Here is a 16,881-nt window from a genome sequence, read left to right on the forward strand (position 1 = left end):
CATGCACATCCACATCCTCGGGATCTGCGGCACCTTCATGGGCAGTCTGGCGCGGATTGCCCAGGCGGCGGGATACCGGGTGACGGGGGTGGATGCCGCCATCTACCCGCCCATGAGCGAGCTGCTGGCTGAGGCCGGTATCGAGATGACGCTGGGTTACGACTCCGAGTTGCCATCCCCACGGCCGGATCTGGTCTTGATCGGCAACGCCTTGTCCCGCGGCAATCCCACTGTGGAAGCCGTACTGGCGGAGGGGATTCCCTACGACTCCGGCCCGGCCTGGTTGACGCGGGAGCTGCTGGCCGGGCGCTGGATCCTGGCCGTTGCCGGAACCCACGGCAAGACCACGACCACCGCCATGCTCGCCTGGATCCTGGAGCACGCGGGTCTCGCGCCGGGGTTCCTCATCGGTGGGGCGCCCAAGAACTTTTCCGAATCCGGGCGTCTCGGCCAGGGACCCTTTTTCGTCATCGAGGCCGACGAGTACGACACGGCCTTTTTCGACAAACGCGCGAAATTCGTGCACTACCGTCCCCGTACCGTAGTGCTCAACCACCTGGAGTACGATCACGCCGACATCTATCCCGATCTAGCCGCCATCGAGACCCAGTTCCACTACCTGCTGCGCACTGTGCCGGGCAACGGCCAGGTGATCTACCGCGACGGACTTCCCGCCCTGCAGCGGGTTCTGGATCGCGGCTGTTGGTCCGAAGCCATTCCCTTTGCCGGCAAGGGCCGGTGGACCGTGGAGCTGGAAGACCCAGCGGGCTCCGCCTGGCGGGTGTATGAGGACGGACAGCTGCAGGGCCGGGTGGCGTGGAGTCTGTATGGCGGCTTCAATGCTGAAAATGGCCTGGCCGCCATCCTTGCCGCCCGGCACGCGGGTGTACCCGTCGCGATCTCCTGCGCGGCCCTGTCGCAATTTGCGGGCGTTCGCCGCCGCCTGGAGGAGCGCGGCAAGGTTGCAGGCATCCGAGTCTACGACGACTTTGCCCACCATCCCACGGCCATCGCCGCCACCTTGCAGGCCCTGCGGGCCCGGGAGCCTCAGGGGCGCGTGCTGGCGGTGCTGGAGCCGCGCTCCAACACCATGCGACTGGGCGTGCACCGAGACGAGCTCAAAGCCAGTCTGGACGCCGCCGACGCCTTCTTTGCCTACGCGCCGCCGGACCTGTCTTGGGACCTTGCAGCGGCGCTGGGTCATCCAGAGCACGTCTTCACCGATCTCGATGCCTTGGTGCACGCCGTCGTCGACGTAGCGCGCCCAGGGGATCACCTTCTGGTGATGAGCAACGGGGCTTTCGGCGGCATCCACGAGCGCTTGCTTCGGGCCCTGGAGCAGAAACAGATGGGCCAAGGGATGAGCGATGGCCGATAGCGGGAGGCCGGGGCGCATCGGCGTGGCAGTCACCGGCGCCTCGGGGGCGCCCTACGCGCAGCGGCTCCTGCACCATCTTCTCGCCGCACACTGCGACGTGGCCTTGGTCTTTTCCGCTGCGGCACGGATCGTTTGGCGGGAGGAACTGGGACAAGTACTGCCCACCGACGTCGAGGAAATGGCCACCGTCCTGCGTGCCGCTCTGCCCGATACCGGGACGTTGCGCTGCTACGACGAGCGCGATTGGTTTTCGCCGCTCGCCTCCGGTTCTCACGCTCCGGATGCCCTGGTCATCTGCCCTTGTTCCGGAGGCACGCTGGCAGCCGTCGCGCAAGGGCTCTCCAACAACCTCTCGGAGCGGGCCGCCGATGTCATGCTCAAGGAGGGACGCAAGCTCGTCCTGGTCCCCCGCGAGAGCCCCGTCTCCGCCATCCACCTCGAGAACATGCTGAAGTTGGCCCGGCTCGGCGTATGCATCTTGCCGGCAAGCCCCGGATTCTATACCCGACCCCAGAGCATCGACGAGCTGCTGGACTTCGTTGTTGCGCGTATTCTCGATCAGCTCGGCGTCGGTCGCGATTTCGGTCCCCAGTGGGGCCTTTGAAGCGGGCCTCGGGAAAGCGCTCAGTGGGGATCGTCCAGACTGAATTCGGCACGACGATCGTCGTAGGCGAAGATCTCGGCGTAGCGACCCCAGTAAATGATGGTTTCCAGTACCGAACGGGCTTTGTCTTCGGGTAGTCGATCCTCGAGCTCGGACAAGAAGCGGGCGGCGGGCGCGCGATGACCGCTACGCGCATCCAGGACGCTGCGGATGTGGGCCGCCAAAGGCACGTGCTGGAGCAGATGACGGGCGAAGAGGGTTTTGCGCTCCTGAGTATCCCCCTGTACGAAGCGCCTGCCCGCGGCACTCAGTTGCACCCGGTCGTCGACGAGCTCCACAAAACCCAGCAGTTGGAGGCTATCCAGAAGTGGCAGGAGATCGTCCACGGAAAAAGCCATGGAGCGTGCCAGCTCCGCCGGACGTATCCCCGGCTGGCTCCCGTTGCCCAGGCTGTCCAGGGTCTCCAGGAGGCCCGCCATGCGGTTGACGGATACGGCCGGCAACACGCGATGAATGTCCGGGAGATCGGCTACCAGCGGGGTATGCCCGTCGCCTGCCGTCATCGATGCGTAGATCTCCTCTACCAACGCACGAAAATCCTCGGCATTGCGATCCCGGGGGTGTGGCAGGGGAATGGCTATCTCTTGGCGGACGCGTCCCGGGTGGCTACCGAACACCAGAACGCGGTCGGCCAGGAGCACGGCCTCTTCGATATTGTGTGAGACCAGCAGGATGCCGCGAGTGGCCGTCCGGTGCTCGAGCCAGAGATCCAAGAGATCGCCGCGCAAAGTCTCGGCGGTCAGTACGTCCAGGGCGGAGAAGGCCTCGTCCATGAGCAGGACCTGTGGTTCCACCACCAGAGCGCGGGCGAAGCCTACCCGCTGACGCATGCCTCCCGAAAGTTCCCGGGGGAAGGCCGATTCAAATCCGTCCAAGCCGATGGCGTCGATGGCCGCCAAGGCCCGCGCCCGCCGCTCCTTGCGCGGTACGCGCCGTGCCTCCAGGCCCAGCTCCACGTTCTGCAAGACGTTGAGCCATGGAAAAAGCGCAAAACTTTGAAACACCATGGCCGCACCTGCCACCGGCCCGCGCACGGGTTCGCCGCAAAAACATACCTCACCGCCACTGGCGGGTAAAAGACCGGCGAGAACACGGAGCAGAGTGGACTTACCGGAGCCGGAGCGACCAACGATGACCAGGATCTCGCCGTCCCGCAGGTCCAGATCGACATCCTCGAGCACGCGGATTTCAGCCCCCTCGGGATTGGCGAAACGGCGAGAGACGCCACGTAAGCGGTAGAGGGCAGGGAGCGTATCGGTGGGCATGTGTTTGCTCAATCCAAGCGTAGACGGTGCGCCGCCAGATGGTAGAGCCGGCGCCAGAACAGGCGATTGACGAGTACCACGTAAAAGGACATCACACCGATGCCCAAAGCTACGGCGTCGAGTTGGCCGGCGGCGGTGGCCAGGGTGATGTAGGCGCCGAGTCCCGTAGCGATGAGCGTATGATGGCCCCAGGATACCACTTCGGCGACGATGGACGCGTTCCAGGCGCCACCGCTGGCCGTGATACCGCCCGTCACGGTGCCGGGAAAGGTTCCGGGCAGCAGCAGACGCTTCCACAGCAGCCAGCCCCGCAGGCCCAGATTGCGCGCCGCCTCCTTGAGGTCGCTGGGCAGGGCGGCGGCAGCGCCGATGACATTGAAGAGCACGTACCATTGGCTGCCAAGGATCATCAAGGGACTTACCCAGACGTTGACGTTCAAGTGCCAGCGGAGAATGGCGAGCACCACCAGGGGAAACAGCAGGTTGGCAGGAAAGGCCGCGAGAAACTGGATCACAGCCTGGACGCGTCCGGAAAGGCCGGGGCGCAGGCCCACGAGAATGCCCACAGGTACCCAGACCAACAAAGAAAGCACGACCAGGATAAAGACACGCAGGCCAGTGACGAGACCGAGCAAGAAAACGTGCACGATTTCCTGCGTGCTGAAATGACGGAGGAGGGTCTCAACCAAGTGCCAGGAGAAGAGCCCCAGGGCAAGGACCATAGCGACGGAAAAAAAGCCGTCGCGCCAGGGTGTGGGGGGCCGCTCGTCCTGCCAGTGAGGCCGGCCCGGAGGCAGCCATCGCAGGGAAATCTCCCATAGCGCTTCGAGCAAGCGCGCGAAGACCTGGGCAATACGGCTACGGCGCAGACCCTCCAGAACGATGGACCGGGGTCGTTGCAGATCGGTGCCGATCTCCCACTTGAATTTGTCAGCCCAGGCTACCAGCGGTCGAAAAAGCAGAAAATCGTAGAGGCCGATGACGACGATCATGGCCAAGATCGCCCAGAAAATGGCCACCAGATCTTTCTGCTGGATCGCCATGGCGATGTAGGAGCCGATGCCGGGGACCATGACCTCATGCCCCGCCACGGTAATGGCCTCCGCTGCAACGACAAAAAACCAGCCACCCGACATGGACATCATGGTGTTCCACAACAAAGGGGGGACGGCGAAGGGCAGTTCCAGGCGAAAAAAGCGCTGCCATGCATTCAGGCGATAGAGGCGGGCGGCCTCGTCCAGATCGTGGGGCAGAGTGATGAGGGCTTGATAAAAGGCAAAGGTCATGTTCCAGACCTGTGAGGTGAAGACGGCAAAGATAACCGCCAGTTGCACACCCACCAGGCTTCCTGGAAAGAGCGCGATGAAGCCCGTCACGGTGATGGAGAGATAACCCAGGATGGGAACGGACTGGAGGATATCCAGGAGCGGGATGAGAATCTTCCCGGCATAGCGGTTCTTGGCCGCCAGGGTGGCGTACACCACCGTAAAAAGCAGAGAAGCCAGTACGGCGGCGAGCATACGCAGAGTGGTGAAGAGGGCATCGTCGAAGAGGGCATTGGGCTCGGTGGAAATGGGCAGCGGTTGACCGATGGAAAAAGGTACCGCCATCTGCCGGATGGCGTGGGATAGCGTGAAAAATCCCAACACGACCAGCGGCAGCAGCAGCAGATCCTGCCGATTCCCACGCAGCGCCAGCCAGATGCCGGCGTTGTGAACGCGACTCATGGCAATCCTTTTCGAGCGCTGTGGCTATGCAAGGCTACCCTCGGGACCTGTCCTAATAGAACATCGATTCAGTCACTTATACGACCACTGCCCGCGTCGTCTCGGGTTTTGAGGTGTGTAGCCGCCCCAAAAGCAACACGACCTTGACCCAAGCGACTATCGAGCAGTTCCATCGCCCGAGTATAACGAGGAATTGTGACAATATCATGACAACCAGGTCTGTTTTTCGATCCCCTTTGACGGATTGCGAGGCTCGCGCCACATCGATACGCAATGGCAGCCTGCATGTCACAGTAGATTCTGCAAAATGCCACGCAATTCCCAGGTCTACAGATCCGCTTTCCGGCCATCTGGAACCTCTGATCCTACTGGGAGTCGGACTGTGTGTGTCTGTTGACAAGCTATCCTTCCATAACTGCGCGCAGGAGAAAGAGATATGGTCAAATCGTGGCAAGAGGATGACGGCACTCTACAACCGGCTTTCGCCAGTCGAAGTATGGATTGCTCCGTACCGAAATATCGACTGCCGGAAAAGGAAATGGACGCCCGCACCGCCTATCAGCTCATCCACGACGAACTGATGCTGGACGGTAACGCTCGCCTGAACCTGGCAACCTTCGTGACCACCTGGATGGAACCGGAGGCCGAGCAGCTGATGGCGGAGACCTTCGACAAGAACCTGATCGACAAGGACGAATATCCCCAGACTGCGGAGATCGAGACCCGCTGCGTGAACATGCTGGCGCGGCTTTTTCACGCGCCGCAGCAGGGTAAGGCCGTTGGCGTCTCGGCGATTGGTTCCAGCGAGGCCGTCATGCTCGCCGGTATGGCGCTCAAGTGGCGCTGGCGGCAGGCGCGGGAAAAGGCCGGCCGGCCCGCGCACAAGCCCAACCTGATCCTGGGTCGCAACGTCCAGGTGGTCTGGGAGAAATTCTGTCGCTACTGGGAGGTAGAGCCACGTTACCTACCCATGCAAGAGGATCGTTATACGCTGTCGCCGCAAGCCGTGGCGGCCGCTGTGGACGAGAATACCATTGGCGTGGTGGCGGTGCTGGGAACGACCTTTACCGGTGAGTACGACCCTATCGCGGCCATCCACGATGCCCTGGTGCCTCTGACGGAAAAGCTGGGCTACGCAGTCCCCATGCATGTCGACGCTGCCAGCGGGGGCTTCGTCGCACCCTTTTTGCAGCCGGATCTGGTCTGGGATTTTCGTTTGCCCCAGGTAGTTTCCATCAACTGTTCAGGGCACAAGTACGGCTTGGTGTATCCGGGAGTCGGCTGGGCCCTCTGGCGCGATCGCGACTGCCTGCCAGATGCCTTGGTCTTTCACGTCAATTATCTGGGCGGTGACATGCCCACCTTTACCCTGAATTTTTCCCGCCCGGGGAATCAGATCGTCGGTCAATACTACAATTTTTTGCGACTGGGACGGGAAGGCTACACCCGGATCATGCAAAATCTCCGGGATACCGCTCTGTGGTTGGCAGACGCCCTGGAAAAGACGCAGCAGTTCCAGATCATCAACCGCGGAGATACCATCCCCGTGATCGCCTTGCGTCTACGAAAGGAAATACGCGACTTCGACGTCTTTGCCATTTCCGAGCGGCTGCGAGGGCGTGGCTGGCAGGTACCAGCGTATACCTTGCCCGCCGATTGCGAGGATATTGCCATCCTGCGTCTGGTCCTACGCGAGGGCTTCAGTCGCGATTTGGCCGAATTGTTTCTCAACGATCTCAAGGCGACCATACGCGAGCTCCGTCAGGGCCATGCCCAAACCCCAGAGCACCAAGCCCCGATATTCCATCACAATTGACGAGGATGGCGGCCCGCGTTCGCGCAGCGGCCGCCTGCGATGGATGCCTCAGTTCTTGATGGTGCCATCGAAATAGGCGCCGATGGCGAGGTTGAAGCGAGTGTGCCAGGCGCCATCGTCGGGACCATCGAAGGCCATGGCGGCGTTACGGCCGCTGATCACATCGGCCCAGATGTAGACGGGATTGGCGGCGAACTCCACGCCGGCAACATTCAGCTGTACGTCACCCACCCGGTGCGGATTGGCCACGCTACCGACGTTGAAGCCACCGGCTGTGGCCACGTGCAGGTAGCCATAGTCGTCGTACAGACTGACCGTGTGCACAGGCCCCCAACGCACCGGAAAACTACGCTTGAGGCTTACCCCGTAGAGTTGACCCTTGGCCGGCATGTGGTACGCAAAACCGTAATTCTCAGCGATGATGGAGCTACGCGGCAGGAGCATACCGCCGTAGCCGGCGTCGCGTGGCACGTTATAGGCGTAGTCCACTGCTTGCAGTTTAAGGTTCCAGGGCCCCCAGGTCCCGTCCATGGCTGCGGTGACAGCCCAGCGGCTTCCTTGCCGATCCCCGGCCTGCAGCTGCCCGCCTTTGGCTGCGACGGAGAAGACGGCGCGATGGTCCCGCGCATTCCCTCGCCAGTGATAGGCCAGACGGACGGCCCCACCATTGTCGCTGTGATAGCCGTCGGTGGGGACGCCTCCGGCGTAGGTGCTGGGCTGGCCCAGATTATCGTTCTTGAAGGCCGCAAGATTCACCTGCCACGGCCCATCCTGGAGACGATAGCCCACTCCCGCCCCTTGATGATCCGTAAACCCAGCGTAGTAGGCCAAGCTTCCCCAAAAGGAGTCGTAACCATAGGGAAGGTTGCCGAAGGGCTCGTGAAATAGCCCGAATTTTATCTGCTGTTGCTGATAATTTTTACCGAAATTGTAGGCGAACCAGCCATAATGTAGATAGGCATGATTTTTGATGTTGACCGTCGAAAATCGTTCATCCGCCGCATAAATCCAATGTTTGCCGTAATGCCCGTGCACGTTCAGGTCGAGATAATCGAGGATCAAATGACCGCCCGTGTTGTCTGGCCGCTGATACTGATACTCCGTCACCAGGCCGCCGCCAATGGTGAGTGCCGATGTCGACTGGGGTTTTTTCTTCTTGGCCGCCACCGTGCCAGTCTGCGTTGGCGACGTATGGGCCACTTTCTGACCGGATATCGTTGTCGGTTGCGTTTGTGGGTGTGATCTCGCCAATTGCGCTTTCAGAACATCGAGCTCTCTCTGCAGACGTTCTACTTCACTTTGTAGTTGTGCCTTGCTCGGTGTCTGCGCGGCCGCCACGACGGGTTGGCCGAGGCCCACGACCAGGGCTACGAGTACCATCCGCTGCATCTGGTAAGACATGGTGCTTCCTCCTTTTTGCTAGGGCGCTTATCCCTCCTTCTGGGATGATCGGGCTGGGTGTGTCAAGTTCAGGCGCTACGACTTTTTTGTACCCAGGAAGTAATTTCCGATTGGTGTGCCTTGATCCACTGCTGAACTACCTTGTCCAAAGACGCGCCTTGGCGTCGCTCGTTCATGAGCTTCTCCAGGCTGCCGATGGAAATGTAAAACTGGCGCAGGAAAGCGACGACCTGGGGCGCTTTTTTCTCCAATTTGGGGTTTATGACGGCATCGATGTTGCCAGGCTTACCATAGACATTCTTCGGATCCGAGAGTTCGCGCAGATGAAAGCGCGCCCAAATACTCAAGGGAGTCCAGGCGGTCACCACGATCCATCGGTGGGCCGCGATGGAACGCTTGAGCTCTGCCTCCATGGCTGGCGTCGAACTGCTCAATAGGCGCATGTGCCGCATGCCATAGCTCTCGATAGCCTTCTGGGTGGTGATCATCACCCCGGCGCCCGAGCCGATGCCGACGATGCGATCGTGGAACTTCTGGTGATACTGCTCCAATTGGGAAAGGCTGTGCACCGGCACATAATCCGGCACCGCGAGACCGGCCCAGGTGCCCTTGGTGATGGGACCGAGGTTTACGACCTGATGTTTATAGCGCTGCCAGTAGCTTTTCTGGATCACCGGTAGCCAGGCGGTGAGAGTGGCATCGGCACGCCCTGTGGCCACGGCGGCCCACATCGGTCCGGCTTCGGTATCGATGATTTTTACCGGATAATGCAGCTGGTCCTGAATGATCCGGGCGGCGATATGGGTGGTGATATTACTGCTGGACCACGATGCCACATTGGTGATGCTCACCGTGGGCTTATCCGCTGCCAACGCGACGCCGGTACCGATGATACTGACGAGTATTGCGCGACAGAGAAGCTTGTGAATGGGTGTGTTCATGAATCACTCCTTGCGCTGCTGACCGAAGGCCTGAGTAAGACGATCGATGATGATGGCGAGAATGACCACACTGATCCCGCCGACGAAACTTTTGCCCACATCCAATTGCGTAATGCCCTGGAGTACCTCGTTACCCAGACCGCCGGCTCCGATCATGGAGGCAATCACTACCATGGACAGGCCCAGCATGATGGACTGATTGACGCCCGCCATGATGGAGGGCAGGGCCGTGGGTATCTGGACTTTCCATAGCAGCTGCCACCAGGTAGCCCCAAAGGACTCCGTGGCCTCCACCAACTCTGCGGGAACCTGGCGTATGCCCAAGGCCGTCAGGCGCACCAGGGGCGGCAGGGCGAAAATAGTCGTGGCGATCACCCCGGGGACCAGACCCAGTCCAAAAAAGATCACGGCAGGCACCAAGTAGACAAAGGCAGGCATGGTCTGCATCACATCCAGGATAGGCCGCAGGATCTTTTCGGCGAGGTGGCTCTGTGCGGCGAAAATCCCCAGGGGGATGCCCACGATGAGGATGAGCAACTCGGCCGCAAGCACCAGCGCCAGCGTCTGTATCAGGGCGTGCCACAGGTGTAGATCCCAGACCAAACCAAGGCCGAACAGAGAAAAAAGCGCCAAGCCCCAGGCCCGCGGTCGCTGCCAGCCCAAGGCCAGCAGGGACAGCACGGCTACCAGGGGTATGAAAATCAGGACCGGTACAGCCCGCAACCCATGCTCCAGGAGAGATATGAGGGAGTGGATGAAGTGGCTGACGGCATTCAAGCTAGCCCCATAGTGCGCCGTCAGATAGTCCACTCCGTGGCTCACCCAGTGTCCCAAGGGAATGGTCGGTATTGACGTCACCGCTGCTACCTCCTCGCTACAGCTTGCTTCCATAAGGGCCGAGTCAGCGTTGCGGACATTGCATCGGTACCCGGTCGCCTATACCGCGACACGTTTTTCTCAGCTGCCGCTGGCAGAGCTCTCCGCCTGCGAAGCTGGTACGGACGCCATCGCGACTGCCGGCGTCGGATCGGCGTGGTTTTCCTCCACGGTCGGACCGTCGTCGTTCTGAGCCAGTGCCGCCAGAATCGTGCTCTTGTCTACTACACCGATGACCCGTTGGCGAGCGTCGATCACCGCCACAGGCGATCCTTTATCGGTGATGATCTGGATGAGGTCCACCAGCTTCGCGTTCGCATCGGCGGTGGGAATGGGTCGGAATAGATCCGTCGAGAGTTGTTCCTTTTCCCGCTGACTGCGTACCGCAGACAGATCGATATAGCCATGCAGGCGCCGCCCATTATCGATCACCATCAGTCCGCCAAAGCCGCTGCGTTCCATCTTGCGCAGCACGACCCGCGGAGAATCCTTGGGGTTGGCAGCGGTCCGTACGTTCTGCATGACATCGCGGGCCGTGAGCACCTTGCTGCGATCCGCCCCTTCGACGAAGGTCGACACATATTCGTCCGCCGGATGGGAGAGGATCTCTTGTGGATCACCCACCTGGATCAGGCGTCCATCGCGCAGAATAGCGATACGATTTCCCAATTTGAGCGCTTCATCCAGATCGTGGGAAACGAAGACGATGGTCTTATTCAAACGATCCTGGATTTCCAGGAGATCGTCCTGCAGTTGGCTGCGGATGATGGGATCCAGGGCACTAAAAGCTTCGTCCATCAGCAGTATCTCCGGGTCTGCCGCCAGGGCGCGGGCTAAACCAACGCGCTGCTGCATGCCTCCGGACAGTTCCGCCGCGTATCTCTGTTCGTATCCTTGCAGCCCTACGGTTTCAATGACCTCCTGCGCTCTTTCTCGTCTTTGCGACCGTGGTATTCCCTGAATCTCCAGACCGAATTCCACGTTTCCCAATACCGTGCGTTGAGGGAGAAGGCCAAAGTTCTGAAAGACCATCCCGAAGGCACGACGGCGCAGGGCACGCAATTCCGACGCTTTCATCTTCGTGACATCCACACCATCCACCAGGATCGATCCCCGGCTGGCTTCGTGTAGACGATTGATCAACCGCAACAGAGTCGATTTACCACTACCGGACAGGCCCATTATGACAAATATCTCGCCCGCCAGTATATTCAGGGAGATGTCGTGTATGCCGACGACCACACCGGTTCTTTTCTGAACCTCCGATTTGCTCAGACCCTTATCCAAGAGATCCAGAGCCAAACGCTCTTCCCGGCCGAAGACCTTGCTAGCGTGCCTGATCTCAATTTTGGCAGCGTTCTGATCCATCGATCCCCATATTGTCGTATGAATTTCTTTTAAATTCTATAGGATAGGTTAACAATTGTCAAACCAATCCATTAAAAGTCCATCGACGAACCATGAAAAATCGCTTAATTTGTTAAATTTTTTTAATTATATCAGATCGCTAGAACGCTTTGCGTCCAGTCATGAGCAGATGCAATGTCCGCTGCCGAAACAGTGGCGGGTGCTACTTTCTGCCCGTTATTACAGGCTGTTGATGGTGTTTTTGACGTTATGACCCAGGGCTCTGCCCTGTGCCGTTCTCGCGTTCTTGCAAGAACGATACTTATCTCTTCCCGCGCTGTTTTGGCACCATGCCAGCTGTGCTCGCATGGCTTTTTGATGGTGCAGATACCAGGACACGTTGTGTCCACCATGCGGTCCGTGTCCACCAATGGAGCAACCCGCAAGGCCTAATGCGACGGCAGAAATCAGGAGACTGCGTACGTGCCGCAGATTCACGCGAAACAGCTTATGGTGAGGATCGGGATCTTCGCAGGTATGGGTAAATCGACTCTCCACGACATGGCGCAACGCATCCATTTGCAACCTCCATAAAAAATGGTCTCCCTCTATTATGGATTCCATGATGTATGAGTTCAAGTCACGGCGCAGACTGGTCACACCCCGCGCTGTTATTCCGGCAGACTAGCGCGCTGCGCGTACATAATTCGGGCTATCTTTTCCCTGGCTGTAGGTATCCAGATTCTGGATCGTTGTCTCAGCAATGGTACTGAGCGCTTCGCGCGTAAAGAAGGCCTGATGGCCAGTGACGATCACATTTGGGAAAGTGAGCAAGCGTTCAAAAGTATCGTCACAGATGATGTCGTCACAGTGATCCCTGAAATATAGCTCCGCTTCTTCCTCATAAACATCCAGCCCCACGGCGCCTAGATGGCGGCTTTTCAGCGCCGCTATCAGGGCCTTGGTATCGATCAATGGACCTCGACTGGTGTTGATGAGCATGGCTCCTTCGGGCATGAGCGCAATTCGCTCGGCATCGATCAGGTGGCGCGTTTCCGGCACCAAGGGTATGTGGAGACTGATGATCTGACTTTTTCTGAGGAGCGCTTCTAGTGGGACGTAGACGACGCCTAGCTCCAGGCAAACGGGATTGGGCGCGATATCGTAACCCAGGAGATGACAGCCCATACCCTTGAGGATACGGGCGAGCGCGGTACCAATGCTGCCGGTTCCGATGATGCCGACGGTTTTACCGTGCATGTCAAAACCGAGCAAGCCGTCGAGGAGGAAGTTGCCATCACGTACGCGGTTATAGGCTTTGTGTAAGTGGCGATTCAGCGTGAGCATCATGCCGATGGTGAATTCCGCCACCGAGTAGGGCGAATAATCCCGTACCCGCATCACGGCGATGCCGTGTTTTTCGGCGGCGGGGACGTCGACGTGATTGAAACCGGTGCTGCGCAGGACCAGCAGCCTGGTTCCCAAACGCGCTAGGGTTTCCAAGGTATGGGCATCCAGCGTGTCGTTGAAGAAAGGACAGATAGCCGGAAAGCCCTGAGCAACGAAGGCGGTTTCTGCGCTGAGTGTGGTTTCCACGAAAACCAAGTCGTGGCGCCCCTGGTTAGCTGCGCGAAGGAACTGCTCGTCATAGGGGCGGGCGCTGGTGACCAGGCAGCGCATGGGAGAACCCTCCGAAGGACAGGAAAAGGACCCGATATATCCTTAAGCCTAGTCCGGACTGTGGGGATGCGCGAGGACGCTTTTACGTTCTTACAGTTCCCACTGCGAGAAGCGCAGAATGCCAAGCCACGGCGTGGATCGCCCGCGCCCGCGTGGGCCGTTGGGGCAACTGGGCGGAGACGGTGCTCAGAACCTCAGCGCGAGGGAATCAGTCCTGGGCCATCTGCTTTTCGCGCTTTTCTTCCAGGGTTTTGCAGTCGATGCACAAGGTGGCGGTGGGGCGCGCCTCCAGGCGACGCAGACCGATCTCTACACCGCAGCTTTCGCAATATCCGTACTCACCGGCATCGATACGGGCCAGCGCCTGGTTGATCTTGCGGATCAGTTTTCGCTCCCGGTCGCGTGCCCGCAGCTCCAGACCCATATCGGTCTCCAGACTAGCCCGGTCGTTGGGGTCGGAATAATTGACGTTTTCGACCTGCATGTTCTGGACCGTGCGCTCCACCTCGGACATCAGCTCGTCGCGCCAGTCTTCCAGGATCTTCCGAAAGTGCGCAAGCTGCGCGGGGCTCATGTAGGCCTCGTCCGGAGCCGGTTGATAGGGAGTGAAGGCCGTAAACTGCTGGCTGCTGGCGGGAGATGCGACGGGATTGGCACGTTGGTCGGTCATGGAAAGGTTCCTGTCCTCTCGGTAAATGGCGCTACGTTTAACAGAGAAGCCAGGCTTTGGCAATTCCTCCGTGGGCGGCTATACTGCGAGCCGACCGACCGGACGGCTGGTAGGCGTCCTTCGCGTTCTCAAATTATAAGCAGAGTCTGAAATGGAGTGGCGCCAGAAAATGCCTCTGAATACCCTGATCTTTGATGTAGATGGTACCTTGGCGGACACCGAGCGGGACGCCCACCGGGTGGCTTTCAACCGTGCCTTTGCTGAGGCGGGTCTGAATTTTGTCTGGGATGTGGAGACCTACGGTCGCTATCTCAAGGTCACCGGTGGTAAGGAACGCCTGCGTCGCTTCCTTGACGATCATCCGCAACACCAGCGGCTCAGCGATGCCGATATCGCGCGCATCCATCGTCGCAAGACAGACCTTTATGTGGAGATTGTCCAGAGCGGCGCAGTCGCTTTGCGCCCCGGTGTTGCCCGCCTGCTGCGGGCCGCACGGGCTGCGGGCTGGCGGCTGGGTATCGCCACCACGACCACCCCGGATAATGTCGAAGCGCTGCTTCGCAGCACCTTGGGCGAGGAGGGGGAGCGCGTCTTCCACTATATCGGCGCCGGCGATATCGTCCCGCACAAAAAGCCGGCCCCGGACATCTACACCCACGTCCTGCAAGCTCTCGCAGCGGATCCCGCAGATTGCCTGGCCCTGGAGGACTCGGAAAACGGCCTGCGTTCGGCCCTGGCAGCAGGACTTCATACCGTCGTCACCCAGACCGACTACACCCGCGGACAGGATTTCTCTGGCGCGCTGCGAGTCCTGGACCATCTTGGCGAACCCGAGGCACCGGCACGCATCGTCCAGGGTAAGGATTGCGGTAAGCCGGTCTGTGTCGGACTCGAGGAGCTTCAAGCCTGGTGGGAAGAGGCGCACGCCGCCAAATCGACGCGTCCAAGCGCCTAGGCTTCCCGCAACCCTGCGATTACCGCGTCGGTTCTCGCGGGCGTTCCACAACATAGGGCGTATGGTCGAAATACCTATGATGCAAAAGACAACAACGGGCCTGGAGAAAAACGCGTGGCAAGCCCGGGATAGGGTGCTCCCGAAGATTCTGGCGGAGTCACCGCTGCTGTGGCTTGGTCTGGCTCTGCTGGTGGGCGTTCATTACGCCCTCATCCTATGGGGCCCTTTCGGCATCTCCGGCGATGAGGCGCAGTACTGGCTGTGGTCCAGGCATCTGGCCTGGGGCTATTACACCAAGTCTCCACTCATCGCCGGCATACTGGCCCTCAGTACGCTGCTGGCGGGTAACAGTCTGCTAGCAGTGCGCCTGTTTGCGCCGATCTTTGCGCTGGCGCTGGCGGGCGTCGCCTATCTATTCGCTCGAGAGGTGCACGGTGAGCCGGCACCCGCGCGCCTCGCGGCCTTGTGGATGGCCTGTATTCCGGTCTATTTCCTGGGCGGGCTGGTCATGACCACGGATGTGCCCATGCTGCTGCTCTGGCTTCTGGCGCTCTGGGCATTCTGGCGGGCCATCGTCTGTGAGCAGCGGTGGGCCTGGCTTTTGGCGGGGACTGCCGTAGGATTGGGTCTGCAGGCCAAATACAACTTGGGGGTTCTGCCCGCGGCAGTACTCGTCACGCTTCTCGGCCACGGCTCCGGACGTCGGCAACTGCGAACGCCCTGGCCCTGGCTCGGAGTCGTTGTGGCGTTGCTGATCCTGGCACCCAACCTCAGGTGGAATTCCCAGCATGGATGGGCCACCGTGCTGGCCACCTGGGGAAATGTCACGGGCGGGCAGGGTGGCTGGTCGTCCTGGTGGAGTTTCTTGGGCGGACAGATTGGGGTCCTGGGCGTACTCCCCTTTTTCTTGCTGGCCGTGCTGCTGTGGCGGGAGCGCCGATCCTGGCCTGCCGGTCGCAGCGCCGTGTTGGTCTGGATCAGTCTGATTACCTGGGTCTTCTACGCGCTGAAGAGTCTTTCCGGCCAAGTCGATGCCAACTGGCCCATTGCCGCCTATCTGGGACTGATCATCTGGGCCGCGGGCCCCCTGAGCCGCGCGCCCTGGCGGCAATGGGCCCTGGCCTCCCTTGCCGTCTGCACCCTGCTCATCGCGACGGTTTTGGCACTCCCGCAACTACACGCCCTTGGCGTACCTTTACCCAGCAAGTGGTACGTTCCCTTCAAGCAGACCCGTGGCTGGCGCGAACTGGCAGCCGCGGCGCAGGATCGGCTCGAACGGGCCCAACCGGCTTTCGTCGTAACCAACTTCTACCAGTACAGTGCCACCCTGGCTTTTTATCTGCCGACCCATCCCTTTGTGTACTACCAAAGTTTTTCCAGCGAGCCGAGCAAGTGCAGTATCCACGGCAACCAGTATCTGTTGTGGCCCGGCTACGAGGGTCGCCTGGGCGAGAACGCATTATTGGTCCTCGATGGAGAAAACGCGGCGATTCCGAGCTCCTGGATCCGACAGTTCCGCCGTTGCGGCAGGCCGGAAAACTTCAGCGCGACCTCTGCCGGGGTGACCTGGCATCGGGTGACGCTGCTGTTGTGTCGCGACTTTCTGGGTCCTCAGTCGCGCTCTGGCCCTGGCAGTGGGGGCAGATTCCATTGACCACCATGTCTACGTCACGCAGGGCATAACCCTGGGGCAGCTCGGGTCTGGGTAACTGGGTATCGGCCAGACAAAGCAACTCACCGCAGCGTAGACAGCGAAAGTGGGGGTGTGGCGGATGTGCCGCATCGTTGGCGACACCGAAGCGCCAGACCCGATCGTCGGTAGTGATGCGATGCGCCAGACCTTGCTGCAGCAGCCAATCCAGATTGCGGTAGAGGGTTACCCGATCCACCAACTCCCCGGTGTCCTGCCGCAGGCTCTCCTGCAATTCTTGGTGGCTGAGGGGCTTGCCGGCATCCAGCAGCGCCTGCAGGATGCGAATCCGCCAGCGGGTAGCACGGCTTCCCGAAGCTCGAATCCGAAGTGCCGCCGAGAGTTCTGGGTCTTGCCCGTGCCGACCATCTGCCATGGCTCAGTTTAGGCTCGCGGACCTCGTCGGAGCAAGGGCTGGAGCCGACGAGGACCTTTCTCGAGGCGGCTGGACAAGGCACCGCAGCACGCGCT

General features: G+C 60.2%; 15 protein-coding genes. 5 read left to right on the plus strand and 10 right to left on the minus strand.

What is annotated here, in order from left to right; all coding sequences use genetic code 11:
• The first annotated feature begins 1 nt into the window (after position 1).
• Together mpl and Q0C23_RS07820 are read left to right on the plus strand one after the other, a co-directional pair.
• A complete protein-coding gene (gene mpl, locus Q0C23_RS07815) occupies positions 2-1,378 on the plus strand; it encodes a UDP-N-acetylmuramate:L-alanyl-gamma-D-glutamyl-meso-diaminopimelate ligase (RefSeq protein ID WP_291511807.1) in 1,377 nt (458 codons plus the stop codon).
• The gene (locus Q0C23_RS07820) at positions 1,368-1,982 is read left to right on the plus strand and encodes a flavin prenyltransferase UbiX (protein WP_291511808.1); all 615 of its coding nucleotides are present in this window, start codon (positions 1,368-1,370) and stop codon (positions 1,980-1,982) included. Before mpl ends, Q0C23_RS07820 begins: the two co-directional genes overlap by 11 nt.
• A 20-nt stretch (positions 1,983-2,002) precedes the next feature.
• Here the strand turns inward: Q0C23_RS07820 and Q0C23_RS07825 are convergent, their stop codons facing one another.
• Together Q0C23_RS07825 and Q0C23_RS07830 are read right to left on the minus strand one after the other, a co-directional pair.
• Positions 2,003-3,307, minus strand: a complete 1,305-nt coding sequence (locus Q0C23_RS07825; protein ID WP_291511809.1) for a nitrate/sulfonate/bicarbonate ABC transporter ATP-binding protein — start codon at positions 3,305-3,307, stop codon at positions 2,003-2,005.
• A gap of 8 nt (positions 3,308-3,315) precedes the next feature.
• Positions 3,316-5,034: an ABC transporter permease subunit gene (locus tag Q0C23_RS07830; RefSeq protein ID WP_291511810.1), complete on the minus strand. Its 1,719-nt coding sequence runs from the start codon at positions 5,032-5,034 to the stop codon at positions 3,316-3,318.
• A gap of 436 nt (positions 5,035-5,470) precedes the next feature.
• Between Q0C23_RS07830 and Q0C23_RS07835 the strand changes: the two genes are divergently transcribed.
• Positions 5,471-6,850 (plus strand): glutamate decarboxylase, encoded by a 1,380-nt coding sequence (locus Q0C23_RS07835; RefSeq protein WP_291511811.1) that lies wholly within the window; start codon positions 5,471-5,473, stop codon positions 6,848-6,850.
• 48 nt (positions 6,851-6,898) lie between these two features.
• On the opposite strand, the gene Q0C23_RS07840 is transcribed toward Q0C23_RS07835, so the two are convergent.
• From Q0C23_RS07840 to dksA, 7 genes are all read right to left on the minus strand, one after another.
• Positions 6,899-8,251, minus strand: coding sequence for a hypothetical protein (locus Q0C23_RS07840; protein WP_291511812.1), 1,353 nt, complete (start codon positions 8,249-8,251; stop codon positions 6,899-6,901).
• 68 nt (positions 8,252-8,319) lie between these two features.
• Positions 8,320-9,192, minus strand: a complete 873-nt coding sequence (locus Q0C23_RS07845; protein ID WP_291511813.1) for a glycine betaine ABC transporter substrate-binding protein — start codon at positions 9,190-9,192, stop codon at positions 8,320-8,322.
• A 3-nt stretch (positions 9,193-9,195) separates the two neighbouring features.
• Positions 9,196-10,050, minus strand: coding sequence for a proline/glycine betaine ABC transporter permease (locus Q0C23_RS07850; RefSeq protein ID WP_291511814.1), 855 nt, complete (start codon positions 10,048-10,050; stop codon positions 9,196-9,198).
• Between the two features lie 99 nt (positions 10,051-10,149).
• A complete protein-coding gene (locus Q0C23_RS07855) occupies positions 10,150-11,370 on the minus strand; it encodes a glycine betaine/L-proline ABC transporter ATP-binding protein (protein WP_291511815.1) in 1,221 nt (406 codons plus the stop codon).
• Positions 11,371-11,655: 285 nt separating this feature from the next.
• The gene (locus tag Q0C23_RS09860; protein ID WP_367273188.1) at positions 11,656-12,039 is read right to left on the minus strand and encodes an EexN family lipoprotein; all 384 of its coding nucleotides are present in this window, start codon (positions 12,037-12,039) and stop codon (positions 11,656-11,658) included.
• A 60-nt stretch (positions 12,040-12,099) separates the two neighbouring features.
• Positions 12,100-13,095: a 2-hydroxyacid dehydrogenase gene (locus tag Q0C23_RS07860; RefSeq protein ID WP_291511816.1), complete on the minus strand. Its 996-nt coding sequence runs from the start codon at positions 13,093-13,095 to the stop codon at positions 12,100-12,102.
• A gap of 208 nt (positions 13,096-13,303) precedes the next feature.
• Entirely contained in the window at positions 13,304-13,765 is a 462-nt protein-coding gene (gene dksA / locus Q0C23_RS07865; protein WP_291511817.1) for an RNA polymerase-binding protein DksA, read from the minus strand.
• Positions 13,766-13,934: 169 nt separating this feature from the next.
• On the opposite strand from dksA, the gene Q0C23_RS07870 reads away from it, so the two are divergent.
• Both Q0C23_RS07870 and Q0C23_RS07875 read left to right on the plus strand, forming a co-directional pair.
• A complete protein-coding gene (locus Q0C23_RS07870) occupies positions 13,935-14,720 on the plus strand; it encodes an HAD-IA family hydrolase (protein ID WP_291511818.1) in 786 nt (261 codons plus the stop codon).
• A 76-nt stretch (positions 14,721-14,796) separates the two neighbouring features.
• The gene (locus tag Q0C23_RS07875) at positions 14,797-16,374 is read left to right on the plus strand and encodes a glycosyltransferase family 39 protein (RefSeq protein WP_291511819.1); all 1,578 of its coding nucleotides are present in this window, start codon (positions 14,797-14,799) and stop codon (positions 16,372-16,374) included.
• On the opposite strand, the gene Q0C23_RS07880 is transcribed toward Q0C23_RS07875, so the two are convergent.
• Positions 16,262-16,786 carry a Fur family transcriptional regulator gene (locus tag Q0C23_RS07880; protein ID WP_291511820.1) on the minus strand — a complete coding sequence of 175 codons (525 nt, stop codon included), beginning with the start codon at positions 16,784-16,786 and terminating at the stop codon, positions 16,262-16,264. The genes Q0C23_RS07875 and Q0C23_RS07880 overlap by 113 nt on opposite strands.
• Positions 16,787-16,881 lie beyond the last annotated feature (95 nt).

It is taken from the genome of Acidithiobacillus sp. (genome assembly GCF_023256195.1).
Taxonomy (GTDB): Bacteria; Pseudomonadota; Gammaproteobacteria; order Acidithiobacillales; family Acidithiobacillaceae; genus Acidithiobacillus_A.